The 26,025-nt window shown below is 33.3% G+C and carries 30 protein-coding genes; 24 read left to right on the top strand and 6 right to left on the bottom strand.

Annotated features, from left to right (window positions below; genetic code table 11):
* Positions 1 to 12: 12 nt before the first annotated feature.
* The 6 genes from comGC (at position 13) to SPD48_RS13945 (ending at position 2,176) form a co-directional block, all read left to right on the top strand.
* Positions 13 to 327: a competence type IV pilus major pilin ComGC gene (gene comGC, locus SPD48_RS13970; protein ID WP_336258742.1), complete on the top strand. Its 315-nt coding sequence runs from the start codon at positions 13 to 15 to the stop codon at positions 325 to 327.
* Entirely contained in the window at positions 314 to 739 is a 426-nt protein-coding gene (gene comGD / locus SPD48_RS13965; protein ID WP_336258741.1) for a competence type IV pilus minor pilin ComGD, read from the top strand. The genes comGC and comGD overlap by 14 nt, the downstream gene beginning before the upstream one ends.
* On the top strand, positions 726 to 1,061 hold the full coding sequence (locus SPD48_RS13960; RefSeq protein ID WP_336258740.1) for a type II secretion system protein: 336 nt from the start codon (positions 726 to 728) through the stop codon (positions 1,059 to 1,061). Before comGD ends, SPD48_RS13960 begins: the two co-directional genes overlap by 14 nt.
* Positions 1,009 to 1,458: a ComGF family competence protein gene (locus SPD48_RS13955; RefSeq protein ID WP_336258739.1), complete on the top strand. Its 450-nt coding sequence runs from the start codon at positions 1,009 to 1,011 to the stop codon at positions 1,456 to 1,458. Before SPD48_RS13960 ends, SPD48_RS13955 begins: the two co-directional genes overlap by 53 nt.
* The gene (locus tag SPD48_RS13950; protein WP_336258738.1) at positions 1,430 to 1,819 is read left to right on the top strand and encodes a hypothetical protein; all 390 of its coding nucleotides are present in this window, start codon (positions 1,430 to 1,432) and stop codon (positions 1,817 to 1,819) included. The genes SPD48_RS13955 and SPD48_RS13950 overlap by 29 nt, the downstream gene beginning before the upstream one ends.
* A 114-nt stretch (positions 1,820 to 1,933) precedes the next feature.
* Complete coding sequence (locus SPD48_RS13945) at positions 1,934 to 2,176, top strand: DUF2626 domain-containing protein (RefSeq protein ID WP_336258737.1); 243 nt, start codon at positions 1,934 to 1,936, stop codon at positions 2,174 to 2,176.
* Between the two features lie 51 nt (positions 2,177 to 2,227).
* Here SPD48_RS13945 and SPD48_RS13940 read toward each other — a convergent pair whose 3' ends face one another.
* The gene (locus tag SPD48_RS13940) at positions 2,228 to 3,040 is read right to left on the bottom strand and encodes a YqhG family protein (RefSeq protein ID WP_336258736.1); all 813 of its coding nucleotides are present in this window, start codon (positions 3,038 to 3,040) and stop codon (positions 2,228 to 2,230) included.
* Positions 3,018 to 4,664, bottom strand: a complete 1,647-nt coding sequence (locus tag SPD48_RS13935) for a DEAD/DEAH box helicase (RefSeq protein ID WP_336258735.1) — start codon at positions 4,662 to 4,664, stop codon at positions 3,018 to 3,020. The genes SPD48_RS13940 and SPD48_RS13935 overlap by 23 nt, the downstream gene beginning before the upstream one ends.
* Before the next feature lie 224 nt (positions 4,665 to 4,888).
* Between SPD48_RS13935 and gcvT the strand changes: the two genes are divergently transcribed.
* From gcvT to gcvPB, 3 genes are read left to right on the top strand one after another with little or no spacing between them, the layout of a single operon-like run.
* Positions 4,889 to 6,001, top strand: a complete 1,113-nt coding sequence (gene gcvT, locus SPD48_RS13930; RefSeq protein ID WP_336258734.1) for a glycine cleavage system aminomethyltransferase GcvT — start codon at positions 4,889 to 4,891, stop codon at positions 5,999 to 6,001.
* Positions 6,002 to 6,017: 16 nt separating this feature from the next.
* Positions 6,018 to 7,370: an aminomethyl-transferring glycine dehydrogenase subunit GcvPA gene (gene gcvPA, locus SPD48_RS13925; RefSeq protein WP_336258733.1), complete on the top strand. Its 1,353-nt coding sequence runs from the start codon at positions 6,018 to 6,020 to the stop codon at positions 7,368 to 7,370.
* Positions 7,360 to 8,817, top strand: coding sequence for an aminomethyl-transferring glycine dehydrogenase subunit GcvPB (gene gcvPB / locus SPD48_RS13920; protein ID WP_336258732.1), 1,458 nt, complete (start codon positions 7,360 to 7,362; stop codon positions 8,815 to 8,817). The genes gcvPA and gcvPB overlap by 11 nt, the downstream gene beginning before the upstream one ends.
* 24 nt (positions 8,818 to 8,841) lie before the next feature.
* On the opposite strand, the gene SPD48_RS13915 is transcribed toward gcvPB, so the two are convergent.
* Positions 8,842 to 9,219 (bottom strand): rhodanese-like domain-containing protein, encoded by a 378-nt coding sequence (locus SPD48_RS13915; RefSeq protein WP_336258731.1) that lies wholly within the window; start codon positions 9,217 to 9,219, stop codon positions 8,842 to 8,844.
* A gap of 294 nt (positions 9,220 to 9,513) precedes the next feature.
* On the opposite strand from SPD48_RS13915, the gene SPD48_RS13910 reads away from it, so the two are divergent.
* Positions 9,514 to 12,081 carry a vitamin B12-dependent ribonucleotide reductase gene (locus tag SPD48_RS13910; protein WP_336258730.1) on the top strand — a complete coding sequence of 856 codons (2,568 nt, stop codon included), beginning with the start codon at positions 9,514 to 9,516 and terminating at the stop codon, positions 12,079 to 12,081.
* 79 nt (positions 12,082 to 12,160) lie between these two features.
* Here SPD48_RS13910 and SPD48_RS13905 read toward each other — a convergent pair whose 3' ends face one another.
* Positions 12,161 to 13,120: a DMT family transporter gene (locus SPD48_RS13905; protein WP_336258729.1), complete on the bottom strand. Its 960-nt coding sequence runs from the start codon at positions 13,118 to 13,120 to the stop codon at positions 12,161 to 12,163.
* A 130-nt stretch (positions 13,121 to 13,250) separates the two neighbouring features.
* Between SPD48_RS13905 and SPD48_RS13900 the strand changes: the two genes are divergently transcribed.
* The 3 genes from SPD48_RS13900 to SPD48_RS13890 all read left to right on the top strand — a co-directional run bounded on the left by SPD48_RS13900 (position 13,251) and on the right by SPD48_RS13890 (position 16,452).
* Positions 13,251 to 14,135: a LysR family transcriptional regulator gene (locus tag SPD48_RS13900; RefSeq protein WP_336258728.1), complete on the top strand. Its 885-nt coding sequence runs from the start codon at positions 13,251 to 13,253 to the stop codon at positions 14,133 to 14,135.
* Positions 14,136 to 14,959: 824 nt separating this feature from the next.
* Positions 14,960 to 15,373: a transcriptional regulator MntR gene (gene mntR / locus SPD48_RS13895; protein ID WP_336258827.1), complete on the top strand. Its 414-nt coding sequence runs from the start codon at positions 14,960 to 14,962 to the stop codon at positions 15,371 to 15,373.
* Positions 15,374 to 15,564: 191 nt separating this feature from the next.
* Positions 15,565 to 16,452, top strand: a complete 888-nt coding sequence (locus SPD48_RS13890; protein WP_336258727.1) for a patatin-like phospholipase family protein — start codon at positions 15,565 to 15,567, stop codon at positions 16,450 to 16,452.
* 11 nt (positions 16,453 to 16,463) lie between these two features.
* On the opposite strand, the gene SPD48_RS13885 is transcribed toward SPD48_RS13890, so the two are convergent.
* The gene (locus SPD48_RS13885) at positions 16,464 to 16,844 is read right to left on the bottom strand and encodes an SA1362 family protein (RefSeq protein ID WP_336258726.1); all 381 of its coding nucleotides are present in this window, start codon (positions 16,842 to 16,844) and stop codon (positions 16,464 to 16,466) included.
* A 17-nt stretch (positions 16,845 to 16,861) separates the two neighbouring features.
* Positions 16,862 to 17,830 carry a DUF1385 domain-containing protein gene (locus SPD48_RS13880; RefSeq protein WP_336258725.1) on the bottom strand — a complete coding sequence of 323 codons (969 nt, stop codon included), beginning with the start codon at positions 17,828 to 17,830 and terminating at the stop codon, positions 16,862 to 16,864.
* A 115-nt stretch (positions 17,831 to 17,945) separates the two neighbouring features.
* Here SPD48_RS13880 and SPD48_RS13875 point away from each other — a divergent pair, with 115 nt between their 5' ends.
* From SPD48_RS13875 to SPD48_RS13825, 11 genes are all read left to right on the top strand, one after another.
* The gene (locus SPD48_RS13875; RefSeq protein ID WP_336258724.1) at positions 17,946 to 18,428 is read left to right on the top strand and encodes a YqhR family membrane protein; all 483 of its coding nucleotides are present in this window, start codon (positions 17,946 to 17,948) and stop codon (positions 18,426 to 18,428) included.
* Between the two features lie 95 nt (positions 18,429 to 18,523).
* On the top strand, positions 18,524 to 19,588 hold the full coding sequence (locus tag SPD48_RS13870) for a M24 family metallopeptidase (RefSeq protein WP_336258723.1): 1,065 nt from the start codon (positions 18,524 to 18,526) through the stop codon (positions 19,586 to 19,588).
* A 22-nt stretch (positions 19,589 to 19,610) separates the two neighbouring features.
* A complete protein-coding gene (gene efp / locus SPD48_RS13865; protein WP_336258722.1) occupies positions 19,611 to 20,171 on the top strand; it encodes an elongation factor P in 561 nt (186 codons plus the stop codon).
* Positions 20,172 to 20,312: 141 nt separating this feature from the next.
* A complete protein-coding gene (gene spoIIIAA, locus SPD48_RS13860; RefSeq protein WP_336258721.1) occupies positions 20,313 to 21,233 on the top strand; it encodes a stage III sporulation protein AA in 921 nt (306 codons plus the stop codon).
* A complete protein-coding gene (spoIIIAB, locus tag SPD48_RS13855; RefSeq protein WP_336258720.1) occupies positions 21,230 to 21,742 on the top strand; it encodes a stage III sporulation protein SpoIIIAB in 513 nt (170 codons plus the stop codon). The genes spoIIIAA and spoIIIAB overlap by 4 nt, the downstream gene beginning before the upstream one ends.
* Positions 21,743 to 21,756: 14 nt before the next feature.
* On the top strand, positions 21,757 to 21,966 hold the full coding sequence (gene spoIIIAC / locus SPD48_RS13850; protein ID WP_336258719.1) for a stage III sporulation protein AC: 210 nt from the start codon (positions 21,757 to 21,759) through the stop codon (positions 21,964 to 21,966).
* Between the two features lie 4 nt (positions 21,967 to 21,970).
* The gene (gene spoIIIAD / locus SPD48_RS13845; RefSeq protein WP_336258718.1) at positions 21,971 to 22,375 is read left to right on the top strand and encodes a stage III sporulation protein AD; all 405 of its coding nucleotides are present in this window, start codon (positions 21,971 to 21,973) and stop codon (positions 22,373 to 22,375) included.
* Between the two features lie 27 nt (positions 22,376 to 22,402).
* Complete coding sequence (gene spoIIIAE / locus SPD48_RS13840; RefSeq protein ID WP_336258717.1) at positions 22,403 to 23,590, top strand: stage III sporulation protein AE; 1,188 nt, start codon at positions 22,403 to 22,405, stop codon at positions 23,588 to 23,590.
* Positions 23,591 to 23,600: 10 nt separating this feature from the next.
* Positions 23,601 to 24,230, top strand: coding sequence for a stage III sporulation protein AF (spoIIIAF, locus tag SPD48_RS13835; RefSeq protein WP_336258716.1), 630 nt, complete (start codon positions 23,601 to 23,603; stop codon positions 24,228 to 24,230).
* A complete protein-coding gene (gene spoIIIAG / locus SPD48_RS13830; protein WP_336258715.1) occupies positions 24,227 to 24,841 on the top strand; it encodes a stage III sporulation protein AG in 615 nt (204 codons plus the stop codon). Before spoIIIAF ends, spoIIIAG begins: the two co-directional genes overlap by 4 nt.
* A 14-nt stretch (positions 24,842 to 24,855) precedes the next feature.
* Entirely contained in the window at positions 24,856 to 25,404 is a 549-nt protein-coding gene (locus SPD48_RS13825) for a SpoIIIAH-like family protein (protein ID WP_336258714.1), read from the top strand.
* The last annotated feature ends 621 nt before the right edge of the window (positions 25,405 to 26,025 follow it).

The following is a 26,025-nucleotide window of genomic DNA, read 5'->3' as shown; positions in this document are numbered from 1 at the left end:
GGGGATAGATAGATGTATAAAAAAGAGGACGCTTTTACGTTGATAGAAATGTTAATCGTATTAACAATAATTACAGTGCTTATTTTATTAGTAGTTCCCAATTTAACCGATAAAAGTACTACTATACATGATCGTGGCTGTGAGGCTTTGGTCCAAACCGTACAAGCTCAAGTAGGGGCGTATCAATTAGATAAAGGAAAAAAGCCGAATTCATTGGATGAGTTAAGGAAAGAAGACTATATAAAAGAGGATCAAAAACAATGTAAAAATGGAAATACTCTGTCATTAAATTCTAATGGTACAGTTATAGTAAATGAAACAAATTAATGGGTTTACATTGTTTGAAATGCTGCTCACCATTGTTATATTGGCTAGTTTAGTTCTTCTTGCAGTACCATCAATTTTTTCTACGATTCAAAAACAAGAGATAGCCCAATTTTTTAAAATATTGGACTCTGATATTTTATATATTCAAAATCAAGCTTTAGGAACGAGGCAAAATGTACGAATTGTTTTTGATCAGGAATATTATGCAGTTTTAACGGAAAGGCAATCGGAAGAAATCAAAAGGTATTATCCTAAACAACTAACACACGAAGTAAAAATAAATAATCGATTATCATTTAGTAATAATGGAACTGTGATCAATCCAACAACATATCTTTTTAAAGATAAAGATACAACCTATCATTTAGTATTTCCATTAGGTAAAGGAAGGCATTACATTGAACAACAATAATGGTTTTACCTTACTCGAAGTATTAGTCGCTATAAGTATTCTATTTATGCTTGTAGCGACAATTATACCTATTCAGTTACTCTTAATGCAGGAGCAAAAGATACTTCAAGACCGCAGAAAAATTTCGTTTACCTTACATGATCGTTTACAGGATAACATTATTAATAATAATGATCCCTTTGAGGAATATAGTGAATTAAACAATAAGAGCGTATTATTTCTTTTTTCAAACGAAAACGGATTAATGAAAGGATGTGCGTCATGGGAGAATGTTAAACAAAAACAAGAAACCATTTGCTTTTATGGATATAAAGAAAAATGAACAAGGTGTCACTTTTATATCAATGTTGTTAACACTTTTCATCATTATTATTACCATGCCGATTATTATCCATTTCCTCAATTATGTTCATCCACTTCATCATGAAGAAGAACTTTCAGCCCAACAATTTTTTGTTTTTATCCGTAACGATATCATCATGGCACAACATGTTTACAGCCAAAATAATAAAATTTATTTTCAATTATCTTCCGAAGAAACAGCAGTGATCGAGCAGTACAAAGACATTGTTCGACGGCAAGTAAACGGAAGGGGACATGAGACGTATATACGAAATGTTGACACGTTTACGGTTGAGCAATTAAAGGATACGGTGAAAATTATTTTAACGAATAAAGAGGGGAGTACATATGATAAAGCGTTTAGTCTCTATGAATGATAGAGGTTTTTTCCTACCGTATGTATTAGCAATCAGTGTAGTAATCTTATGTGTAATAGTTACTTCATTGACAATTTATAATAATGAACGTAAAATGACGCATATGTTGTTAGAACAGCTAGAAGTTGAAACGCTTTTTCAGATGAGTAGAGTTCAATTTAAAGAAGATGCCTTGTATAAAATAAATGATAGAGGGCAAATTACGTATGAATATCCGAATGGTACAGTTATAATTCAGTTTGTCTTGGAAGATGAGCAGAAAGTTTCATTAGATTTTAGTATTAAATCTACAAATGATTTTTTAACTGAATTTCACCATATTATTCATCTTGAAGATAATATAAATGTCACAGGATTGTAAAAACTGTATACTATTTTCGAAAATTATTCAAATCAACATATGATTTATTTACTTTATTTGAAACGTAGTTTATAATGAGTTTGTATTAGGTTACATAAAAGGAGGGGAAAAAGCATGGATCGTATGTTTCGTGTGCTTGCCTTTTGGACAGGAATGTTTACTATTATGTTCTATGTTGGAGATATGTATAATACTGCAGTCTTATTCCTAGTTCAAACGGCTTTTTTCCTAACGCTTAGTTATCTGAAGCTGTCAGAACGAATGTATATGTATTTGTTCGGTGCGTATTTAACAGTGTTTATGATTGGGTTTACATGGTATACTGAATTTATTTTAGTACCTGGATTCGGTCACTAAACAAAAATCCTCTACTAATAGGATGACCATTTCCTGATTAGTAGGGGATTTTTACTTTTTTGGGAATGTCTCTTGTAAATATAAGAGACCTCCATTAATTACTTTGTACGTAATTTTGGGTTGTAATCTTGCATGAATATCTTCTAGTTCTTTTTCCAGTTCTTCTTGTTTATTCTCCTCATCATTATTTTCATAAAAATGATGAATCATGGCAATCTCCTCTTGCAACAATTGTAATGAATCACTAGCCCAAGTATGATCTTGTTCTAAAATATAATGATGAATATAGTTTTCAATCCTTAAAAAACCACTATTTATTTTTATTAATGGAGAGATCGTATAACATCTATCTGAAATAGTTGGAGAAAGTGAAGCGGCCTCTAATTCTTGCATCATATCAAACATAAATGTACCATTTATTAAGTTAAGGCCAATCGAGAAAAGTTCCTCTTTTTTTTGTTTACCTTCATATATAATACAAAAATTGGTTAACAACCAAGGGTGTAATATTGTATTTTTATCTACATTTAACTCTTCAAAGAGATGGATAAATTTTGCATTGGCACCAAGATGATTATTTATTTGTTGTAATCTTGGACTGCCAAAATGGATCCATTCCCCTTTTTCTGCTGATTTTTCCGGATCCAGAATGAAAGTTATTTTTTTAGGTTCCCCTTTATTTCCTGTTGCTTCAATATAATGCCAATAAAATGGTCGATTCATTAAAGCCTTGTCCATTTCTATGGTTAGTTGGACGGATAAGATTCCTGGTTCATTTTGAATAACTTCACAATGATGTGAAGTGAAATAGTTTATTAGAAATTTTTCAATGTCAATTTGATTAACCGTGTTGTTGTTCTTCATTGTGCTGATCCCCTAATTCATGGACGACAGAAACAAAATTATCCATCTTAATTTTCATTTCACCAATGGAGTTCGAATTTTCCATAATATGCATAAATTCATCTTCTAAACTGCTAATTTGCAATGTCGCCAAAATTTTATCTAACTTACCGATTACTCGTTCAAACACATCGATTTTGTCATATAATAAGTTCATGATATGTTCTTCTAATGTATTCTTAATTGCAAAATTATAAACGTGGATATCATTCTCTTGACCGTAACGGTGTATTCGGCCTATTCGTTGTTCTAATCTCATCGGATTCCAAGGTAAATCATAATTAATAATATAGTTACAAAATTGCAAGTTAATTCCTTCGCCACCCGCTTCTGTTGCAAGGAAAACTTGAGCGTTGTCTTTGAAAAGTTGACGGATCCAATCTTTTCTACCTCGTTTTAATCCCCCTCTAAAGGCGACTGAAGTGATATTATGCTGCTGTAAATACCATTGTAAATAATACTGAGAGGCACGGTATTCTGTAAATACGATTACTTTTTCATCTCCGAATTGCTTAATAAGTTCTACTAGTTTTTTTGCTTTAATATGGTGTGGAAGCATTGCAATCTTATTCATAATATCTTCACTTGCTTGTTTTAAACGTTCATTTTTACTGTTTTGAAGTGATAAATAGCAGGCCTCCCGCGATGAACATAACTCTCTTAAAAATGTTATTTTAGATAAACTGGAAAAGGAGTTTAGGAAATCATTCAATTCATTGTAAACTTTTTGTTCTTCAGCTGAAAAATTGATCCAAACTGAATGAACGTTTCTTTCTACATCTTTAAGCAATGTATCTTTTCTACGATTACGTACCATTACTTTTTGAATAAGCTTATTAAGATACGTGTCTTGTAAATTCTCTGTTTTTTTATTGCCAAATTTTTCAGTGAATGTTTCATAATTACCTAAATAACCCGGTTTTAAAATCGAAACTAAATTAAATAATTCGATTATCCGATTTTGAATCGGTGTCGCTGTTAAAAGTAAGCAATATTTCTTTTTTAATGACCTTGCAAAGGAATAGTTTAATGTTTTATGGTTTTTTAACTTGTGTGCCTCGTCAATTATTACCATGTCGAAATTTAAATTCAATATGTTTTCTCGATGTGGTTCACGTTTTGCCAGATCAATTGACGTAACAAAGATTGGATGATCGTCCCAATTATAATTTTTTCGGTAACTGGCTGCAGGAATATAAAATTTATCATGAAGTTCTGTGATCCATTGATTTACTAATGAGGCTGGCACTAATAATAATGCATTTTTTACTAAACCTCTGATCATATACTCTTTTAAAATCAGTCCAGCTTCAATCGTTTTACCTAAACCAACTTCATCAGCTAGTATTGCTCTTCCATTCATTTCTTGCATGACCGTCTTGGCTGTTTTAATTTGGTGGTCTAAAAATGTTACATGGGGCAAGTAAGAGAGCACCTGTAATTCATTAAAATCACGAGCAGCTGTTGCTTCTTTCATTTGATAATGAAGTTTAAAAAGCTCCCAATCTGTCAAATTATTTTTAGCGATTGCATCATTTAGTTGTTCCAAAAATTGATCATCTTTTTGAATAATTATTTTTGACATAATAATCCCCTTTTTCCAAAATCATGTTTATACAAATGTGAATAAATGGTATAATACGTTAAAATAGATAAACATACTACTTATAGTATGAACAAGATAATTCATTTTATAATGCTATATTTATGGGAGAGTCGGAAAAGTCTTAAAAGAGTTTTCATATCATTAGTAAGGGCTCTATTTTGTTATGAATATGTGATGAATATAAAGAGAAAGGAGCTTAATGAATGAGCCTATTAAGACAAACACCCATGTACCCAGAGTACAATCAAATTGGAAAAATGGTAGAATTTTGTGGATGGGAACTACCTGTACAATACTCTGGCTTGTTGCATGAACATGAAGCGACAAGAACAAAAGCCGGTTTATTTGATGTATCACATATGGGACAAATATCTATCATTGGAAAAGACAGTTTAGATTTCTTGCAAAAAATGGTCACGAATGATGTGAGTAAATTATCACCAAATAAGGTGCAATATGCTTTGATGTGTAATGAAGAAGGCGGAACAATTGATGACTTTTTACTTTATAAGAAAAGTGAAAGCGAATACATTTTAGTAGTGAATGCATGTAATATTGAAAAAAATATGATCTGGTTAAATAAACACTGGAACCATACTAGTGATCTCGAAATAATAAATGAGTCAGATCAATATGCGGTGATTGCTCTTCAAGGTCCTTGTGCAGAAAAAATATTAAATAAAGTTACGTCTGAAACGATGAAAAATCTCAAACCCTTTACGTTTAAGTCGAATATATTAATCAACAATTTTAAAACAACGTTTATTTCACGAACGGGTTATACAGGTGAGGATGGATTTGAGATATACATGCCCTCATCAGTTGGTCGTTCTATATGGAAAGCATTAGTACAAGCCGGAAAAGAATTTGGGATGGAAATAGCCGGTTTAGGAGCAAGGGATACACTTCGTTTAGAAGCAGGTCTACCACTCTACAGTCAAGAACTTTCTGAGACGATAACGCCGATAGAAGCTAGATTAGATTTTGCCGTGAAGATCCATAAAAAGGCTAACTTTATCGGAAGGGATGTCTTAAAAAATCAGCTTGAGTATGGAGTTGATCAAAAAATAATTGGAATTGAAATGATCGAAAAAGGAATTCCACGTCATGGGTACGTAGTTTTAAATGAGAAAGGTGAAGAAATCGGAATTGTTACGTCTGGAACCTACTCTCCAACATTAAAAAAGAATATAGGGTTAGCTTTAGTTAAAGCCCCATATTTTAAACCAGGTAATAATATTTGGATTCAAATTAGAAAGAAAACCGTGTTAGCAAAAGTAATTGAGCCACCATTTTATCGTCGATCAAAAAAATGAGTAAGGAGGTATTATTTTGGGTAATCGCTATTTGCCGATGACTGAAGCAGATAAAGAAGAGATGTTGGCTGTTATTGGAGTGAAATCTACAGAAGCATTATTTTCAGATATTCCGAAATCCATTCGTTTTAAAAGAGACTTTCATCTTGAAGAAACGTTAAGCGAACATGAGTTAAAAAGGAAAATGTCTCAATTAGCAAATAAAAATCTTAATTTAACAGAATGCAATTCTTTTCTTGGAGCAGGAGTATATGAACATTTTATTCCATCAGTGGTCAACCATATTATTTCCCGTTCAGAATTTTATACAGCATATACTCCATATCAACCCGAAATTTCTCAAGGAGAGTTGCAAGCTATTTTCGAATTTCAAACGATGATAGCAGAATTAACAGGAATGGATGTTGCTAATTCTTCCTTATATGACGGTGGGACTGCACTTGGCGAAGCTGTCAATGTAAGTCATGGACATACGAAGTTATCAAAGATCCTTTTATCTAAAACGGTGCATCCTGAATATCGAGAGGTTGTTTATACGTATGCAAAGGGGTTTAATTTAGAAATCGTCGAAATAGATCATGTAAATGGAATAATAGATCAGAAACAATTAGAGTCAGAACTTGATGAAAATACTGCCAGTGTAGTTTTACAATATCCGAACTTTTTTGGCCAAATTGAACCATTAGAAGAAATCAATCATTTGATTAAAACTAATTCAAAAGCAATATTCATTGCTTCATGTAATCCATTAGCTCTAAGTTACCTGACTCCACCTGGAGAATTTGGAGCTGACATCGTTGTTGGTGATACCCAAGTGTTTGGGATAGCTGGTCAATTTGGTGGTCCACATTGTGGCTATTTTGCTACAACTAAACAATTGATGAGAAAAGTTCCAGGGAGATTAGTTGGTCAAACACATGATGAAAATGGTGTAAGAGGTTTTGTATTAACATTACAAGCTAGGGAACAACATATTAGGAGAGAAAAGGCTACTTCAAATATTTGTTCTAACCAAGCCCTTTATGCTTTAGCAAGTTCTGTAGCAATGGTTGCATTAGGTAAATATGGATTACGAGAGATGGCATATCAAAATATACAAAAAGCTTATTATTTAATGGAGCAATTGAAAAAAAATGGGTTTATTATTCCATATAGTAATAACTTTTTTAATGAGTTTGTTGTAAAGTTAGATCGTCCTATTGAAGAAATTAATGCTTTATTATTAAAATCTAATATTATTGGTGGGTATGATTTAGAAAAGGTTGATACAAGTTTAAAAGGACATATGTTGCTCGCAGTAACAGAACTCAAAACAAAGGACGAGATGGATATCTTTGTGAAGGAATTGAGGGATATACATGATCAATGAAGATTTTCCTCTTATATTTGAACGTAGTAAAAAGGGTAGAATAAGTACAAATTTACCTCCTTTAGATGTTCCAGTACAAAAGATCGAAATAGAGGAACAATACATTCGTAATGAACCGGCTGAATTACCCGAAGTAAGTGAATTAGAGTTAGTCCGACATTATACTGGCTTGTCTAGGCGTAATTTTGGAATTGATTCAGGTTTTTATCCATTAGGTTCATGCACAATGAAATATAACCCCAAAATAAATGAAGATATAGCGAAACTTGATGGTTTTACTCATCTTCATCCATATCAACCAATCGAAACGGTCCAAGGTGCTCTAGAAGTATTGTTTAGTCTCCAGAAATCATTAGAAGAAATAACCGGCATGGATTCTGTTTCCTTGCAGCCAGCAGCAGGTGCTCATGGAGAGTGGACAGCGTTAATGATGATTCGTGCATTTCATGAAAATAATGGAGATAAAAATAGGACCAAAGTAATTATTCCTGATTCAGCACATGGAACTAATCCTGCTTCTGCAACGGTAGCGGGTTTTGAATCGGTAACTGTTAAAACAAATACTGATGGGCTAGTAGATATAGATGATTTAAAAAGAAAAGTAGATGAAAATACTGCTGCACTCATGTTAACAAACCCTAATACGCTTGGATTATTTGAAACAGAAATAATGGATATCGCGCATATCATTCATGATGCTGGAGGTAAACTTTATTATGATGGTGCGAATTTAAACGCTATTATGGGTTATGTCCGTCCAGGTGATATGGGTTTTGATGCCGTACATCTTAACTTACATAAAACATTTACCGGCCCTCATGGTGGGGGTGGACCAGGATCGGGACCAATTGGTGTTACAGCAGAGCTAGAGCCATATTTACCTAAGCCGATCATCGTAAAAAAGCAAGATCTGTATATGTTCGACTATGAGCGACCAAAATCAATTGGTCGTGTAAAACCTTACTATGGAAATTTCGGGATAAATGTAAGGGCATATGCGTATATCCGATCGATGGGAGCCAAGGGTCTAAAAAGAGTTAGTGAATATGCTGTGCTTAATGCTAATTACATGATGAGGAGATTAGCAAAGGAGTTTGAGTTGCCATACCCTCAGCACTGTAAGCATGAGTTTGTATTATCAGGTAAAAGGCAAAAGAAGCTGGGTGTCCGTACGTTAGATATTGCGAAGAGAATATTGGATTATGGGTTTCATCCGCCTACCATTTATTTTCCATTAAATATCGAGGAATCGTTAATGATCGAGCCTACAGAAACAGAGTCAAAAGAAACATTGGATGAATTTATTGATACAATGTTTGATATTGTTGCTGATATAAAAGAAAATCCAGAAATTGTCCAAAATGCTCCTCATCATACGGTTGTAAAGAGAATGGATGAAACAACTGCTGCAAGGAGACCAATACTTAAATATGAAAAAAGTAATTAAAAATAGTCAGAGTATGTACTCTGACTATTTTTTGTGGTCGATTTTACCAGTCCACTTTTTAAATCCACCTTGTAATACATATAGATCCTTATATTTATTTTTATGAAGTATGTGAGCTGCTCTTGCTGAGCGACTCGTATTTTGGCAATAAAGATAAACAGGTTTATCAGGTCTAATTGCAGCTAGGCTTTGCTTCAATTGTGTAAGTGGAATGTTTCGTGCACCTCTAATATGACCACGATCGAACTCTTGAGGTTCTCGTACATCGATTAACTGTGCCTTCCGATAACCTTCTATAAATTGCTCTTGTGTTAACATTTTTAAGATGGATCTTTGTCTGAAATAAGTAAATAGAAAATATCCGATTAAAATAACTAAAATGATTATTAAATAAATTGTCATGCTGAGTCCCCCAAAAAATGATCTTACATCTACACTTTATATTATATGTATAAAAAATTTATTTTACAAATTACATCTATTTATTATAATAAAGTTCTATAATAAACAGCGAAAACATTGTTATGGCAATGATTTAAAAGAATTGACTAAAAACTCTCTAAAATGAAAATAATACAATATATAGATGTTTAAAATAAAAATCACTACTACATATTGATTTTTTTCTTTTTTTTGTGTACATTGGAAGTAGCAAATAAAACGTCTAATTAAATGTTAAGTAAGGAGCGGTTAAGAATGTCGATCATGATTGACGTAAATACCAAAATAAATGTACAAGCTTTAAACGAAGACATAAAATTATTTCCACAAGTTCATCCAATTACATCAGAAATGAGTATAACACATGAAGGTGTTTCCCGCTTAGTAATGCTTGATCGTTATGCTTTTAAAGATACTGAAAAAAAGACATTAAAACAAGGAGATTTTGTTGTACTCACTGTAAAACCAGATCCCAAATTCCCTGCACGTGGATATGGGTTTGTTCATTCTATTGATTGGGAACAAAAACAAGCGATAATCAAAGTTGCTGATGAATTTTGTACTGTACTTGAAGATGAAACAGAGATCGAAACAGGACTTGTTAAACGAGATTTGGATTCCATCGATAAACCTTTGGAAATCTTTTACGAGCAGATTGCAATGCGAAATGCAACAGGTTTAGCTTCCGTTGAACAAACAGAGGAAAATAGAAATACTTATTTTAAACAATTTACTAAAGAACTTGCAAGTCTAAATTTTGTGCCTGCAGGTAGAGTATTATACGGTGCAGGATCAGAAACTGAAGTAACTTATTTTAACTGTTATGTAATGCCTTATGTTCAAGATTCAAGAGAAGGTATTTCAGATCATCGTAAACAAGTTATGGAAATTATGTCTCGTGGAGGCGGAGTAGGTACAAACGGATCGACATTACGGCCCCGTAACACGTTAGCTAGAGGTGTTAATGGTAAATCATCTGGATCTGTTTCATGGTTAGATGATATTGCAAAATTGACTCATTTAGTCGAACAAGGTGGAAGCAGACGCGGTGCACAAATGATTATGCTTGCGGACTGGCACCCGGATATTTTAGAGTTTATTATTTCTAAGATGCAAAATCCTAGAATTTTACGTTATTTAATTGAAAATACAAATGATGAGCAAATTAAACAGTTAGCTAATGAAAAATTAAAATTTACTCCGTTAACTGAAACGGAAAAAGATTTATACCAAGGAATTGTGAATTATAAAACGATGCCTGGCTTAGGTGGTTTTACGAAAGAAGCGATCAAAGAAGCGGAAGTGAAACTCAACACAGGTGGTACTTATTCCGTACACAATTCAGAGTTTTTAACAGGTGCGAATATTTCTGTCTGTTTGACAAAAGAATTCATGGAAGCCGTTGAAAATGACGAAGAGTATGAATTACGTTTTCCAAACGTTGAAAATTATACCGAAGAAGAAATGCAACAATATAATGAGAAATGGCATGAAATTGGCGATGTCCGTAAATGGAAAGAGCTAGGATTTAGTATCCGTACCTATCGTAAAATCAAAGCGAAAGAACTATGGGATTTGATCAATATTTGTGCTACTTATTCTGCTGAACCTGGTATTTTCTTTATTGATAATGCCAATGAAATGACAAATGCAGTAAGCTATGGTCAACAAGTAGTTGCAACAAATCCATGTGGTGAACAGCCACTCGCACCTTATTCTGTTTGTAACTTAGCTGCGATTAATTTGGCTCAAATGGCGAATAAGGAAACGAAAACAGTTGATTTCGAGAAATTAAAGGAAACTGTAAAAGTCGGCGTTCGTATGCAGGATAATGTTATCGATGCAACCCCATACTTTCTACCTGAAAATAAAAAACAAGCTTTGGGAGAAAGAAGAGTAGGGCTTGGAGTAATGGGGCTTCACGATTTATTAATATACTGTGAGACTCAATATGGATCTAAAGAAGGAAACGAATTAGTTGATAAAATATTTGAAACGATTGCTACGACTGCTTATCGTGCATCTATTGAAATTGCAAAAGAAAAAGGCAGCTTTCCATTCTTAGTTGGAAAAACAGATGAAGAGACGAAACAATTAAGGGAAGCTTTTATTAATACAGGTTATATGAAGCAAATGCCATTTGATATTAAAGAAGATATTATTAAATATGGTATTCGTAATTCACATTTACTAACCGTTGCACCGACAGGTTCTACAGGTACAATGGTTGGAGTAAGTACTGGTCTTGAGCCATATTTCTCATTTTCATATTACAGAAGTGGGCGTCTTGGGAAGTTTATAGAAGTAAAAGCAAAAATAGTGCAAGAATATTTAAATAAAAATCCAGAACAAGACGAGAAAAACTTGCCTGATTGGTTTATTACAGCGATGGAATTAACTCCAGAAGCTCATGCTGATACCCAGTGTGTGATTCAACGCTGGATTGATAGTTCAATTTCAAAAACAGTTAACGCCCCGAGAGGATACACTGTTTCTCAAGTAGAAAGTGTGTACCAACGATTATATAAAGGTGGAGCAAAGGGTGGAACTGTTTATGTAGATGGTAGTAGAGATTCCCAAGTGTTGACATTAAAAGCAGAAGAATCAACGTTTGATGAAGAGCAACATGAGGATGAATATATTATCGAAGAGACCCCAAAAATTGTGCTTATGGATACTATTCAAGAATTGGAAAAAACGAATGTAACAATAGGTTCTGAAGTGGGAGACAGATGTCCGGTTTGTCGTGAAGGACATGTTGCAGAAGTGGGCGGCTGTAACACATGTACAAGTTGTGGCGCTCAATTAAAATGTGGTTTATAAACAAAATTATGAACTAGAATAGAAAAACAGCGATCTAGATTTTTGATCGCTGTTTTTTAATCATCATTTAGTAAACTTATTAGGCTAGTTGTCGCTTTTCTTTTTCAATAACTGATCGTTGTCTATTTAACATCATCCGCTGATATAAATTGTTTAAAATGATCATTAAACATACAATTGTCACTCCTAAGTATTCAAAGAAAGTGATCGTATGTCCTTGCACCATTCGAATTACAATAGTCGTAACAGGAGCTAAATTAATAAATAAAATTGCATTAATAGGTTTTAACATCGTGACACCTTTATTCCAAAATAATAGGGCAAATAATCCAGGTAAAAGGATCATAAATAGCATATTGTATCGCACCATATATACCTCATGAAATGTAGGTACCTCAATAAACCCTAAGAAACTTACAATTAAAACAACTACGGTAGCTGTCAGTGTCCCATAAAGACAACTTAGTGTCGAGTAGCGTAAGACAGACCATCCTGAAAATACTCCTCCACCAATTGTGTAAATTGCCCATCCAGCAGCGGCTAAAAGTAAAATAAATAAAGGGAACAGACGACCTGAACCAAATAAGATACTTAAATCTCCATTTGTTATAACGAGTAAAACTCCGATAAAAGCTCCTATGATACATAATATAGTAAATAAATACGGTTTATTTTTGTACACAAACCATACGATTAAGACTGAAATAATTGGTGCTAATGCCTCCATGACGGAAGCAAGTAATACGCCGGAATCACCTAGCAAATCCTGTCCCCAAAAGATAAATAAATTGTAAATAGTAAAGCCCATCGTCCCGAAAAACCAAAGAATGAATCCTTTCCCATCAGTTTTAAATGCCTTTTTCCCCTCTGAGAAATAAAGTAGAACTATTAAAATAACGACGACAGGTAAGTAGCGAATAATTGTAAAATAGAACGGTTCAATATAAAGAAATGCATGATTTGCAACTGGGAACATAGCGCCCCAGGATGCACTGGCAATCGCACATAGAATTGCTCCGATGAGTATATTGTTTTTCATTTAAGTATCTCCAATCATGATATATGTATAACAACTCTTCTACCATCTATTTAACAATAAGAGTAGTATCATGTAAAATGATTAATAGAGATAATATATATCTTAATTAATGATATATGAGGTGTTGAATATGAATATAAAAGATTTAGTTATTTTTCAAACAGTAGCCAATGAAGGAAGTATTAATAAAGCCGCCGAACAGTTAAATTACGTCCAATCAAATGTAACATCAAGAATCCAAAAGTTAGAGCGTGATCTTGATACTAAACTATTTCATCGTCATAAACGTGGAATTACATTAACGAATGAAGGAGATGCACTCCTTCCATATGTACAAAAAATAATTTCGCTCACAGAAGAAATGAAAATGATAGGTTCCAGTAATAATAATCCCACAGGAAAACTAGATGTTGCTTCTGTGGAAACCGTCATAAAATTACCGCTGATCTTATCTGCATATATTGAAAAATATAAAAAAGTAGAGTTGACCTTATCCACAGGTGTAACTGCTGAATTAAAAGAAAAAGTTTTACAATATCAGTTGGATGGTGCCTTTGTTACGAAAAGTGCAATAACGAATCATTCAGATCTTATTCAAATCGATGTGTTTCATGAAAAATTGGTATTAATATCAAATAATAAAACGAAAAGTATAGAAGAGTTAATCCAATTACCAATTTTGCGGTTTAGTGAAGGATGTGGTTACCGTGCAAAGTTGAACGAATGGTTAGAAGCAAAAAATATTGTGCCTAAGAAAGTAATGGAACTTGGTACATTAGAAACTACTTTAGGTTCTGTTATTTCTGGATTAGGAGTCGCCTATGTACCATATTCAACCGTAAAAGAATATGAGAAAAAAAATCAAATTAAATGTTATTCGTTACCAAAAAAGTATAGTCAAATTACGACTGTTTTTATTTATCGTAAATCAGATTATTTAACGCCAGCTTTACAAAAGTTTATTGAAACAATTGAAGAAGTAAAAGATAATTTAGAACTTAACAGAGATTCTTAAGAGCTTGTTAAAGGGAAAATATAGATATATTCAAGAAGAAATGAGCGAAAATGGGCCATCTGAGGAAATAGATCTCAATTATTTTATACTCAACTTTGTTGTGTGAAAAAGATAAATAAACCTTAGTACTTATTAGGATGTTTAGAGATTTACTTCCTTAGCTGTATTTTCAATTAACAGGTTGCTTGAAAATACAACTTTATTTTGAGATATTTTATCATTGCCTTTGATATAACTGTGCAGTAATTGCTAGGTTGTTTTCCGCTACGGACCATTGCTTTCACCACAGGCATAAGAGCGACTTCAGTTCAAGCTACGCTATCACTCGCTCTCATTGTGTCTCCTTTACCGTGGGCATGGCCTCAGCCCCTTGCCCCGACAAGGGGTATGCCGACGTTGTCCGCAAAGGGCGATTTTAGTCAGCCTTCCTTAAGTACTTCGAGGAGGCTCACCAGCCGCCCGCGGAAAGCGTAGTGTATTTCCGCAGCGGTCAATCAGTTTATTCCTCAATATTAGTAACTGTACAGTTTACTTTTTTGTGCAAAACAGTTTGATTATGATAAGGATGTCATGATCAAATAGAAGCATTTTCAGTTAATCCACGTATCTGTTTAAATTCACTTTGTTGGTGTGGAAGTTAAGTTTATACAGGTAAATAAACTATTTTGTCCTAGGGCAAAATAGTTTATAAATAGTAATTTTTTTTAAAGTACCTTAATCTATCCTTGTATAATGTATAGTTTTACGATAAAATAGAGTAAGAAAAAATGTTGCATAGATAAAATTAGAAAAGAGGGAACCATTTGCCAACACCTACACCTAGTATGGAAGACTATATAGAACAAATTTATAATTTGATAGAAACAAAAGGCTATGCTCGAGTAACAGATATAGCTGAAGCATTAGTGGTTCATCCATCCTCCGTGACAAAAATGGTACAGAAATTAGATAAAGATGATTATGTGAATTATGAGAAGTATCGTGGATTTGTCTTAACAGAAAAGGGAAATAAAGTGGGTGAGCGGCTCGTCTTTCGCCATGATTTACTAGAGGAATTTTTAGAGATCATTGGAGTTGACGAAGAAAAGATTTATGATGATGTAGAAGGGATAGAACATCATTTAAGTTGGAATGCAATTGATCGGATTGCAGATTTGGTTAATTATTTTAAAGCTGACAAAACAAGAATTGAGCAATTAGTTAAAATACAACAAGAAAATGAAATAACAAATAAATAATAAGATAAGGCTTTATCTCCGTGTAATTGACTGTTGAGAATAACTCAACAGTCTTTTTTTACTATCTCTCAACCAGTAATATGTTGTTCATTTAACGTTGCAGTTCTAAAAGCAATATTCATTAGTAAATATATAAGTAGGAATGCATTCGTAGTGTAATATTCCTAAACATCTAATGAAGGAGAACATACATGAGAATAGATTGTGTATTTTCTGGTGGCGGTGTGAAAGCATTTGCTTTTTTAGGTGCACTCCAAAGTATATCCGAAAAAGGACTTCAAATAGAAAGGGTTGCAGGAACATCTGCTGGTGCAATTATCGCATCATTTATTGCAGCTGGATATAAAGACTTGGAGATTGAACAATTACTAAAAGAAATAGATTTAAAGAAATTTTTAGATCCTCCATTGTTAAGTAAGAAAATACCCTTTATTAAATGGTTATTATTGTACTTTCAAATGGGTTTATATAAAGGGGATCTATTTGAGGAATGGCTAGACGAAAAGTTGGGAGCAAAAGGAATCCGGACATTTGGAGACATACCGGAAGGATATTTAAAGGTGGTTATTAGTGATATTTCTTTAGGTAAGTTAATCGTAATTCCTGATGATTTATACCCTGTGTATAATATAGATGGAAAATCTTTTAACGTGGCTACAGCAATTAGGATGAGCGCAAGTTTCCCTTATTTTTTTATGCCAAAACAATTAATAAATAAAGAACGAACACGTAGCTATATTGTGGACGGTGGCTTATTGAGCAATTTTCCATTATGGGTTTTTAGAGAAGATGGTAAAGACAGGCGTCCTGTATTAGGCATTACTTTAAGCGATTCATTGGAGGATCAGCAACCTTATCATATTCAAAATGCATTAGATATGTTGCAAGCATTGTTTCAATCGATGCTAAAGGCACATGATTCAAGATATATTTCTAAGACGATGGAACATAATATTGTTTTTATTCCAGTGAAAAATATTAAGACGACAGATATATTAATATCGGATGACGAAAAACAATCATTAATTCAATTAGGGAAGGAGAGGGCAAGCAACTTTCTTAAATTTTGGCCAAAATAAAATCGAGCCCATTAGTTAGAAGCTCGATCACTATTTTTATTATTCGTTTTTTTACCGTCGATAACTGTTAAATGCGTTACATGCTTTCTTCTTCTTTTTGGTCTGATAGGAGAATCTGACCGCATTGATTTCCTGACTTTTGGTTGGTTTTTATTATATTTCAAATTAGATTGTTTTGCTGCTTTTCGATATTTTTTCATATCGTCATTATTTCCATGACCTCTTTTGTTTACAATGGCACTGAATATGAGGAAAACGACAAATCCAATACCAATCATTACTAAAATACTCATCAAAAAGCTTCCTGGATTTCTTATTAATGAAGCAGTTAATCCGATAACGGCCAATCCAATAATAATATAAATTAAAAGTGGAAATTTATTGCGACCCAACGAAAATCCTCCTTTCTTTATTGAGGTTGACTTGCTTCACTGCTATGTTCGGCATTCACTTCAATAAATTCCTCAACGCTGTCATTTTGTAATACTCTTTTAAAGGAACAAAGTGCAACTTCTACTTGTTTGTCATCCGGTTCTTTCGTAGTTAATAATTGCAGCCATAATCCGGGATATCCTAGTATTTTCAATATAGGAATATCTCTTACTTTATTCGTAAGTTGTAATACCTCAAACGATAAGCCAATAACTACAGGAATTAAAAATATCCGGTTTACGATCCGCCACCAAAGGGGGTCAGTCGCAACAAACATATATACAACAACACCAATAATCACTGTGAACAAAATAAAACTGGATCCACAACGGTAATGTAATCTTGATTGCTTCTGAACCCCTTCCACAGTTAAAGGAGCATTGTTTTCGTAAGCATTGATTACTTTATGCTCTGCACCATGGTATTGAAAAACCCGTTTTATTAAGGGTGTTAAGGAAACGATATAAATATATCCCAGTAAGAGAATTAATTTGAAAAACCCCTCAAGTAATACTTGCCCGGTTTTAGTAGGTACAATACTGCTGAAAAAATTAGCTACAATCGCGGGAGTGACCGTAAATATTAGTTTACTTACAATAAACGATAATACTCCAATTACACCGATTCCAAGAATCATAACTAATTTTGAGGTTTCTTTTTCTTCTGATAGCTTTTTATCATCTTGAGGATCCACATCATAACGCTCAGATGCAAAATCAAGATGTTTTACACCGTTTGCACTTGCCTGAAGTAATGCAACTATCCCTCGTAAAAAAGGTATTTTCTTTAACTTCTTTGTTATATTAGATTCTACCCTTTTTAGCTCAAAATATTCAATACTATTATCTTTTCTTCTTATCGCGGAAACAAAACTGTTTTTACCTGCAAACATGACCCCTTCTACTAAGGCTTGCCCGCCATAAGTTGTAACTCTCTTTTTCACCATATATCACCAGCCTTCCTTTTATTTTACTAGATAAATGTAAGAATCACTAGTGTTGTTACTTTATTTTCATTCTTTTAATTAAAATGGGCAATAATAATTTTAGGAGGTCGATATAATGACAAACAGTAAAGAAATGTCAAAGGTCAAACATAAGTTACTCAAGAAAACGGTGCTAAACGGTATATTTGGAGGAGTGTTTATTGGTGTTTTTTTCTTTGTCATGCATTATTTCAATATGACAGAAGTAAAGCCGAAATTATTTCTTAACTTGATATTTTCTGATAGTAAATGGATAGAAAGATGGTATGCATATCTTATATTACTTGTCATTTTTAGTATAATGTCTACTATTTTGGCGTTAGTATATTATTACCTATTAAGACAACGTAAAAGCTGGGTCGTTGGCGCGGTTTATGGAGGAATAATATGGGGAGTACTTTATTATATCTCGCCTATTCTTATTAATAACTACAATCCATTTCTCAATTTAAACTCTGAGTCCCATATCTCTATGTTATGTTTATTTGTACTTTATGGCGTATTTACCGGTTATTCTATCTCTTTTGATTATGAAAACATAAAAGAGGAATATGAATAATTGGATATTTACTTTATTTTTAGCCATGCCTATTAGGTTTATGATAAGATGTTAACGTAAGGAATTAATATAATAGTAAAGAGGTGAACAAACTTTTGAGAAAAATTGCTGAACTCCGTGCAACATTAGAAAAGATGGATCTTGACGCGATATTAATTACGAATCCTTATAATAGAAGGTATATGACAAACTTTACTGGTTCTTCTGGTGTAGTATTTATTACGAATTCCAAATCACTTCTTATTACTGACTTTAGATATATAGAGCAAGCTACGGAACAAGCAACAGAGTTTACTATTGTAGAACATAAAGGTCCGATTGAAGAAGAATTAACTGAAATAATTAAAAAAACAAATATAAAAAAGCTAGGTTTTGAGGAAGGGAATATTACATACGCAGAATACGCATTATTTAAAGACAAATTCCCTGTTCACCTTGTACCAGTAAAAAACATAGTCGAATCGATTAGGGTTACAAAAACGGATGAGGAAATTACCGTTCTTAAACAAGCAGCACAAATTGCCGATAATGCATTCGATCATATCTTAAGTTATATTAAACCAGGAGTTAGAGAAATTGATATTGCAAATGAATTAGAATTTTTTATGCGAAAGCAAGGAGCAACTTCGTCTAGCTTCGATATAATCGTTGCGTCTGGTTATCGCTCTGTATTACCTCATGGAGTGGCTTCAGAAAAGACCATAGAGAGTGGAGAACTGGTTACACTCGATTACGGCGCGTTGTTTAAGGGATATTGTTCAGATATTACGAGAACAATTGCTGTAGGATATATTAGTGAAGAATTACAAAAAATTTATCATATCGTTTTAGAAGCACAAAAAAGAGGAGTTAAAGGAATTAAGCCGAATATGTCAGGAAAAGAGGCGGATGCTTTAACTAGGGACTATATAGAAGCACAAGGTTATGGTAAATATTTTGGACATTCTACTGGTCACGGAATAGGATTAGAGGTACATGAAGGACCAACATTGTCTAAACGTTCAGATATCATTTTAAAGAAAAATATGGTTGTAACAGTTGAACCGGGCATATATATACCCGAACTTGGCGGCTGCCGGATCGAAGATGATATTGTGATTACCGAAGAAGGAAATGAAAGATTGACAACTGCAACGAAAGAATTAATATACGTAGAATAGTTCAACAGGAGGTAAACAATCAATGATTTCAGTAAATGATTTTAAAACAGGAACAACAATTGAAGTTGAAGGTAATATATGGCAAGTAATGGAGTTTCAGCACGTAAAGCCAGGTAAGGGTGCAGCGTTTGTCCGTTCAAAATTACGGAATTTACGAAATGGGAATATTCAAGAAAAAACTTTCCGTGCAGGTGAGAAGGTGAAACGGGCTCATATCGACCATAAGAAAATGCAATATTTATATGCATCGGGAGATACACATGCGTTTATGGATGTGAACTCTTATGAACAAATTGAACTGCCAGCGAGTCGAATTGAGTATGAATTAAATTTTATTAAAGAAAATATGAATGTAGATATTGTAATGTTTGAAGGAGAAGTAATTGGAGTTAGTTTACCAAATAATGTCGAATTAGAAGTAACGGAAACAGAACCAGGTTTAAAAGGGGATACAGTAAGTGGTGGTTCTAAATCTGCAACTTTAGAAACAGGATTAGTCGTTCAAGTGCCTCTGTTTATCAATCAAGGTGATACACTTGTTATAAGTACATCTGATGGTAAATATGTATCTCGTCATAATTAATTATTATTTTATTATTTAAACAACTCTTGCGAAGGGTTGTTTTTTTATGTTTATTATAATTTTCTCTATATTAGTTTCATGCATAAATAGAAATACAGGGCATAAATTTAGAATATATAAACTGAATAAGGTAGTGAAGAAATGAATGAAATATTAAGAATATTACCAGAAAAAATAAAACAAGCAGTCGAATTACATTGTGCTTCAAAATGGGGAGAGTTAGAAGAAATTCGATTGCGTTTAAATCAACCGGTAGAGCTTAATTTTCATCATAACATAGAATGGTTGGAGAGCATTGAATTCAGTGTGAAAGATAGTATTTATGTATTGAATCAACTAAGTAATCATTCGTTGTATCGATTAGAGGACGAGCTTAGAGAAGGGTATATAACTATTTCCGGAGGACATCGAGTTGGACTAGCAGGTGAAGTGACTACATTAGAGGGAAAGATAAAACATTTGCAGTATATTACGTTCTTCAATATTCGTATTGCGAGAGAAGTAGAACAAATTGCTACCCCTTTTATTCATTTATTAAGAGAAAATGGAAGTTATGTCAATACATTAATAATTGGTCCTCCGCAAACTGGAAAAACAACTCTCCTCCGAGATTTAGCAAGAGTAATTAGTGACAACAATAGCTATGGACCACAGAAAGTAGGAATCATTGATGAACGTTCTGAAATAGCAGCGTCTGTTAATGGAATTCCTCAACATAATGTTGGGCTAAGGACAGATGTACTTGATGCTTGTCCGAAAGTAGCTGGAATGATGATGATGATACGTTCTATGTCGCCAGATATATTAATCGTTGATGAAATTGGAAAACAAGAGGATGTAGATGCAATGATGGAGGCGGTATTTGCGGGAGTGAATATTATTTGTACCGTACATGGTTCATCAATAGAAGAATTGCAAAAACGTCCATCAATGACTAGTCTATTTGATTATCAAGTATTTAAGCGATTTATTATTTTACAAAAGGATGAAAAGAATTATTTTAATATTGAAATATTTTCAAGTGATAATAAAAAACTAACAAATTTGGTGAAAGAGAGATGAAATGGATAGGAGCTCTAATATTAATTTGCACAACTACTTGGATAGGGTTTGATATGAGTAATCGACTAGGAGATCGGACAAAACAAATCAGACAATTTATTCTATCTTTGCAAATGATAGAAGCTGAAGTTGTATATAGTCAATTAACATTACAAGATATTTTCCATACGGTAAGTAACAAAACAGCTTATCCGATCAACGAGTTTTATCGACAAATGACACATAAATTATCTGATGTTGTAACTGATTTTCTTGACGTGTGGGATGAGGCTTTAAACAGGTTAATGAAAGTATCTGCTCTTAAGAAAAATGAACAAGAAATTATAAAACAATTTGGACGAAGTTTGGGGCAACACTCTTCACTTCAACAACAAAAGCATATTGCGTTAGCAATCCATCACTTAGAACGTGAATTAGATGAAGCGCTGGAACAACGAGATAAATACGAAAAAATGATGAGAAGTTTAGGTGTATTGATAGGAATATTTATCGTCCTAATTTTGTTTTAGAAAGGAGTATCCTCATGCTATTAGATGCGACTATTTTGTTCCAAATTGCGGGGATTGGAATTATTACCGCTTTAATTCATACGGTACTGAAGCAAGTAGGAAAAGAGGATATTGCCCAATTTGTTTCATTAGTTGGCTTTATAATCGTCCTAGTAATCGTAATTCATCATCTGGCGGATTTATTTCAACAAATAAAATCGGTATTTTTATTAAAAGGTTTTTAGAGAAATGGATATTGTTCAAATTGTATTAATCGGCATCGTTGCTACTCTTCTCCACATTATCTTAAAGGATATAAATCCTTCATTTGCTTTTTTCATCATCTTAATTACAAGCATCTTATTATTAATTATTGTCATTAAACAAATCGGTCTTATCATTCAATTATTACATTCACTCGGTAATAAGGCTTCTGTAAACTCATTCTATGTTGAAACTATTTTAAAGATCATCGGCATTGCTTACATAACTGAACTTGGCTCAAATATTACTAAAGATGCAGGACTAAGTTCTGTTGCCTCTAAAATTGAGCTTGCTGGAAAAATATTCATATTGTTATTAGCGATACCTATCATCAGCGCAGTTGTCGAAGTAATCCTCAACTTTATACCTGCATCAACGGCACCATTTTAAATGTCAAAAAGGGTGGTAAATATATGGATGAAATACTATAGAATCATTATTTTACTTATTATGTTTGCATTGATGCCTTTATCTACAGGTACTCTTGCTCAAGAAGTAGGCGATGAAACACAGGATGAAACGGAATTAGATGATAATTTATTAGACACCTTGACAATTGAGGAAGTAAATAAGTTTTGGGAACAGATAGGAAGTGATTATGGTGAATTTATTCCAGAAATAAATCATAAAAGTATAGGTGAGCTGATCAAGGACAATGGAACCATTTCGTTTAAGTCAACCTTTAAAGGAATTTTGAGCTATTTATTTTATGAAATTATATTAAACGGTAAGTTACTTGGCACACTCATTATTTTAACATTGTTTTCAGTCATTCTTCAGTCTATGCATGCAGCATTTGAGAAAAGTGTTGTAAGTAAAATAGCATATTTTGTTGTTTATATGGTGTTGATTTATATTACGCTCAATAGTTTTTATCTGGTGTTTACTTATGCTAAAGAAACAATCGATATGATGAGCAGCTTCATGATAGCATTATTGCCACTTATGTTAGGATTAATCGCAACATTTGGACAAGTTATCACCGTGACTTTCTTTCATCCAATCATTATATTTCTCATCCATGTCAGTGGTTTATTAATGACAACTTTTGTATTTCCACTTTTATATTTATCCGCATTATTAATTATTGTGAGTCATTTGAATGAAAATTTTCAAGCTACCCATTTAGCTGAATTGTTTAGATCGATCAGTATAGGTACGGTAGGGTTATTTTTAACCATTTTCCTTGGAGTTATGTCTGTACAAGGAACTGCAACTGCCATTCAGGATGGAGTTGCTTTAAAAACAACAAAATTTATTACTGGAAACTTTATTCCTGTTGTTGGAAGGACGTTTACAGATGCTGCTGATACAGTTTTATCCGCAGCACAATTATTAAAAAATGCTGTAGGAATCATTGGTTTAACAATTGTCGTGATTATTGCTATTTTCCCAGCTATCAAAATAATGGCAATATCTTTAGTATATAAACTTGCTGCAGCATTGTTACAACCCTTAGGAAACAGCCCAATCATTGTGAGTTTAAATATAATTAGTAAATATATTTTATACGTATTAGCTTGTTTGATCACGGTAACTTTTATGTTCTTCTTATCGATTGTAATTATGATAGTTGCTAGCAATATTCCGTTACTATTAAGATAGGTGATTCAATATGAATTTAGTTACAGAATGGGTAATGCAAATTATCGTATTTATATTATTAGGCACAATTGTTGAGTTATTGTTACCAAATAATTCTATGAAAAAATATGTCAATATTGTTGTTGGTTTACTTTTACTTTTAATATTAACAAAGCCAATTTTATATCTATTTTCTGTGGATGTAACCTATCAATTAGATCAGATAGAGAGGGCTATTTTTGACAATAAACAATATGCCGAAACAGAAAATTTAGTTGAAAAGCAAAAAAAAGATATACAAGCTGAACAAGATGCATATATATGGAATGAGGTGAAGTTACAGCTAATGAAGGAGGTAAACCCCATCTTAATAGAAGAATACTCCGTACAGATTATTGATGTAGCATTTTCTTTTAATGAGCCAATAGTGGACAACTATGACAGCCTTGAAGAGGTATTCGTTACATTAACAGAAAATCCGGATGAAGCTGAGAAAGAGGAAAGTTTAGTCCAGCCAATTGTGATCGAAGCGAAACAACAAGATGATCGTCCGGAAAAGGCTAGAAGTCAAAGGGATAAGAAGATTATTAATACATTAAAGGAAGTGTGGGGGTTAGATAAAACCAATATTCAAATTGTATGGGAGGGAGGGACGTCTTGATTGAGAAACTAAAGAAATTAATTCAAAACTATCTCCAGGTAGATAAAGATAATAAAAAAAGAAAGTATGTTCTTATAGTAGGTTTAGTTGCAATCTTGCTAATTATTGTTGGCAATTTACTTAGTCCTAAAAATAAATTTGAAGGGGGAATGAATCAAGAAACTGATGTAGTTGTTAAAGAGGAAGATATAGAAGAAGTGTCCCTCATTTCAAATGTGACTGAAATTGAATCTAGCTATGAAAAAGATTTACAAGCAATGTTAAATCAAATTAAAGGCATTTCAGAAGTGGAAGTAATGGTCAATGTAGATTCAACTAACGTAAATGTTTACGAAAAAGACTTAATATTAGGTACACAAACGACAGACGAAGAGGATAAAAATGGTGGAATCAGACAGGTAGACGACGAAACGAAAGAGACAAAATTAGTATATGTAAGACAAGGGGATCAGGAGGTGCCGGTATTAGTTCAAACAAAAAAACCTGAAGTACGAGGCGTTTTCATTATTGCAAAAGGCGCAGAGAATGCGACGGTAAAAAAATGGATTGTTGAATCTGTTTCAAAGGTTTTGGATGTACCAACATATAAAATATCTGTAATGCCAAAGTGAAAGGGGAAAATGTAATGTTAAAGAAACAAACTGTATGGTTATTGACCATGTTAAGTCTTATGATCGTATTAAGTGTTTATTATATGATGTCCGATAAAGAGGATTTAGCATACATTGATACTGGACAAGAAGGTTTAGAGCAGACAATTAACCAAAATGAGGTAGAAAATGACGTTGAGGTTGAAGGAATTACTCCTGTTCAAGGTAATGAATTATTCACTACGATCCGTATGGAGCTTGAGGATGAGCGTAATATAAAAAAAGATCGTTTGAAAGAAATTGTTGCATCAAGTAGTGCAACAGCTACCGAAATAAACGAAGCATTGAATGAAATTGATACAATGGAAAAAGTAGCGACAAAAGAAAATATTTTACAAGAAACGATTTTATCGACTAACGAGAAATATGAAGATGTTTTGGTTAGAGCGGAGGATAATAAAGTTCATGTTCACGTAATCACTGATAATCTTCCGAGAGAAGAAGCGGTAAAAATTATGCAAATGGTTAAAGATGAATTGGGAGAAATGACGGTAGACGTTAATTTCCAAGCAACAAATAGTTAATAATTCAGGCGAAAAAATAATAGAGACTAAATCTTACTGAGAAATCCGATATGATTCTATACAAATTTGAATCATATCGGATTTTTCATTTCTTATTATTAACTATGTTATACATTAGATGAAAACTGTGCAGTAATTGCATCAACTTTATTAATTTCCAGAACGCTTCAGAAAAATACTTCGCTTTCACCACAGGCATAAGAGCGACATCTGTTCAAGCTGCACTATCGTTTGCTTTTACAGTGTCTTCTTTACCGCAGGCACGGCCTCAGCTTCTGTAGTTTCTCGTTAACGAGAAACTAAAGGGATCTTCGGACTCGCGCTGTTCCTGCAGGAGTCTTCGTATTTTTTACGCTAGCATGCAAATTTTATTCGACAAAAAAAAGCATTGTTGTTATAGGTCCTAAATTTAGAAATTCAGTCAACAGTTACCTTCCCAGCGGAGGAAATATGTGGAGACTCCTATGGGAGCATAGGCCTAGATGAGACTACGAAGTGCGTAGCACAAGGAGGCTCAACAGCCGCCCATGGAAAGCGAAACATATTTCCGCAGCGATTAATCAGTTCATTCTTAAATTTTCGCTACTACACAGTTTACTTTAACCATCTAAAATTCTTTAG

It is taken from the genome of Pseudogracilibacillus sp. SE30717A (assembly GCF_037071985.1).
Classification (GTDB): domain Bacteria; phylum Bacillota; class Bacilli; order Bacillales; family Amphibacillaceae; genus Pseudogracilibacillus.
This window is presented reverse-complemented; position numbering and strand designations above follow the sequence as displayed.

Excerpts from the sequence above, each read along its gene's own strand:
- comGC (WP_336258742.1), top strand. The coding sequence starts at position 13 with ATGTATAAAAAAGAGGACGCTTTTACGTTGATAGAAATGTTAATCGTA.
- comGD (WP_336258741.1), top strand. The coding sequence starts at position 314 with ATGAAACAAATTAATGGGTTTACATTGTTTGAAATGCTGCTCACCATT.
- SPD48_RS13955 (WP_336258739.1), top strand. The coding sequence starts at position 1,009 with ATGTTAAACAAAAACAAGAAACCATTTGCTTTTATGGATATAAAGAAA.
- SPD48_RS13950 (WP_336258738.1), top strand. The coding sequence starts at position 1,430 with ATGATAAAGCGTTTAGTCTCTATGAATGATAGAGGTTTTTTCCTACCG.
- SPD48_RS13945 (WP_336258737.1), top strand. The coding sequence starts at position 1,934 with ATGGATCGTATGTTTCGTGTGCTTGCCTTTTGGACAGGAATGTTTACT.
- SPD48_RS13940 (WP_336258736.1), bottom strand. The coding sequence starts at position 3,040 with ATGAAGAACAACAACACGGTTAATCAAATTGACATTGAAAAATTTCTA.
- SPD48_RS13935 (WP_336258735.1), bottom strand. The coding sequence starts at position 4,664 with ATGTCAAAAATAATTATTCAAAAAGATGATCAATTTTTGGAACAACTA.
- gcvT (WP_336258734.1), top strand. The coding sequence starts at position 4,889 with ATGAGCCTATTAAGACAAACACCCATGTACCCAGAGTACAATCAAATT.
- gcvPB (WP_336258732.1), top strand. The coding sequence starts at position 7,360 with ATGATCAATGAAGATTTTCCTCTTATATTTGAACGTAGTAAAAAGGGT.
- SPD48_RS13915 (WP_336258731.1), bottom strand. The coding sequence starts at position 9,219 with ATGACAATTTATTTAATAATCATTTTAGTTATTTTAATCGGATATTTT.
- SPD48_RS13910 (WP_336258730.1), top strand. The coding sequence starts at position 9,514 with ATGTCGATCATGATTGACGTAAATACCAAAATAAATGTACAAGCTTTA.
- SPD48_RS13905 (WP_336258729.1), bottom strand. The coding sequence starts at position 13,120 with ATGAAAAACAATATACTCATCGGAGCAATTCTATGTGCGATTGCCAGT.
- SPD48_RS13900 (WP_336258728.1), top strand. The coding sequence starts at position 13,251 with ATGAATATAAAAGATTTAGTTATTTTTCAAACAGTAGCCAATGAAGGA.
- mntR (WP_336258827.1), top strand. The coding sequence starts at position 14,960 with ATGGAAGACTATATAGAACAAATTTATAATTTGATAGAAACAAAAGGC.
- SPD48_RS13890 (WP_336258727.1), top strand. The coding sequence starts at position 15,565 with ATGAGAATAGATTGTGTATTTTCTGGTGGCGGTGTGAAAGCATTTGCT.
- SPD48_RS13880 (WP_336258725.1), bottom strand. The coding sequence starts at position 17,830 with ATGGTGAAAAAGAGAGTTACAACTTATGGCGGGCAAGCCTTAGTAGAA.
- SPD48_RS13875 (WP_336258724.1), top strand. The coding sequence starts at position 17,946 with ATGACAAACAGTAAAGAAATGTCAAAGGTCAAACATAAGTTACTCAAG.
- efp (WP_336258722.1), top strand. The coding sequence starts at position 19,611 with ATGATTTCAGTAAATGATTTTAAAACAGGAACAACAATTGAAGTTGAA.
- spoIIIAA (WP_336258721.1), top strand. The coding sequence starts at position 20,313 with ATGAATGAAATATTAAGAATATTACCAGAAAAAATAAAACAAGCAGTC.
- spoIIIAB (WP_336258720.1), top strand. The coding sequence starts at position 21,230 with ATGAAATGGATAGGAGCTCTAATATTAATTTGCACAACTACTTGGATA.
- spoIIIAC (WP_336258719.1), top strand. The coding sequence starts at position 21,757 with ATGCTATTAGATGCGACTATTTTGTTCCAAATTGCGGGGATTGGAATT.
- spoIIIAD (WP_336258718.1), top strand. The coding sequence starts at position 21,971 with ATGGATATTGTTCAAATTGTATTAATCGGCATCGTTGCTACTCTTCTC.
- spoIIIAE (WP_336258717.1), top strand. The coding sequence starts at position 22,403 with ATGAAATACTATAGAATCATTATTTTACTTATTATGTTTGCATTGATG.
- spoIIIAF (WP_336258716.1), top strand. The coding sequence starts at position 23,601 with ATGAATTTAGTTACAGAATGGGTAATGCAAATTATCGTATTTATATTA.
- SPD48_RS13825 (WP_336258714.1), top strand. The coding sequence starts at position 24,856 with ATGTTAAAGAAACAAACTGTATGGTTATTGACCATGTTAAGTCTTATG.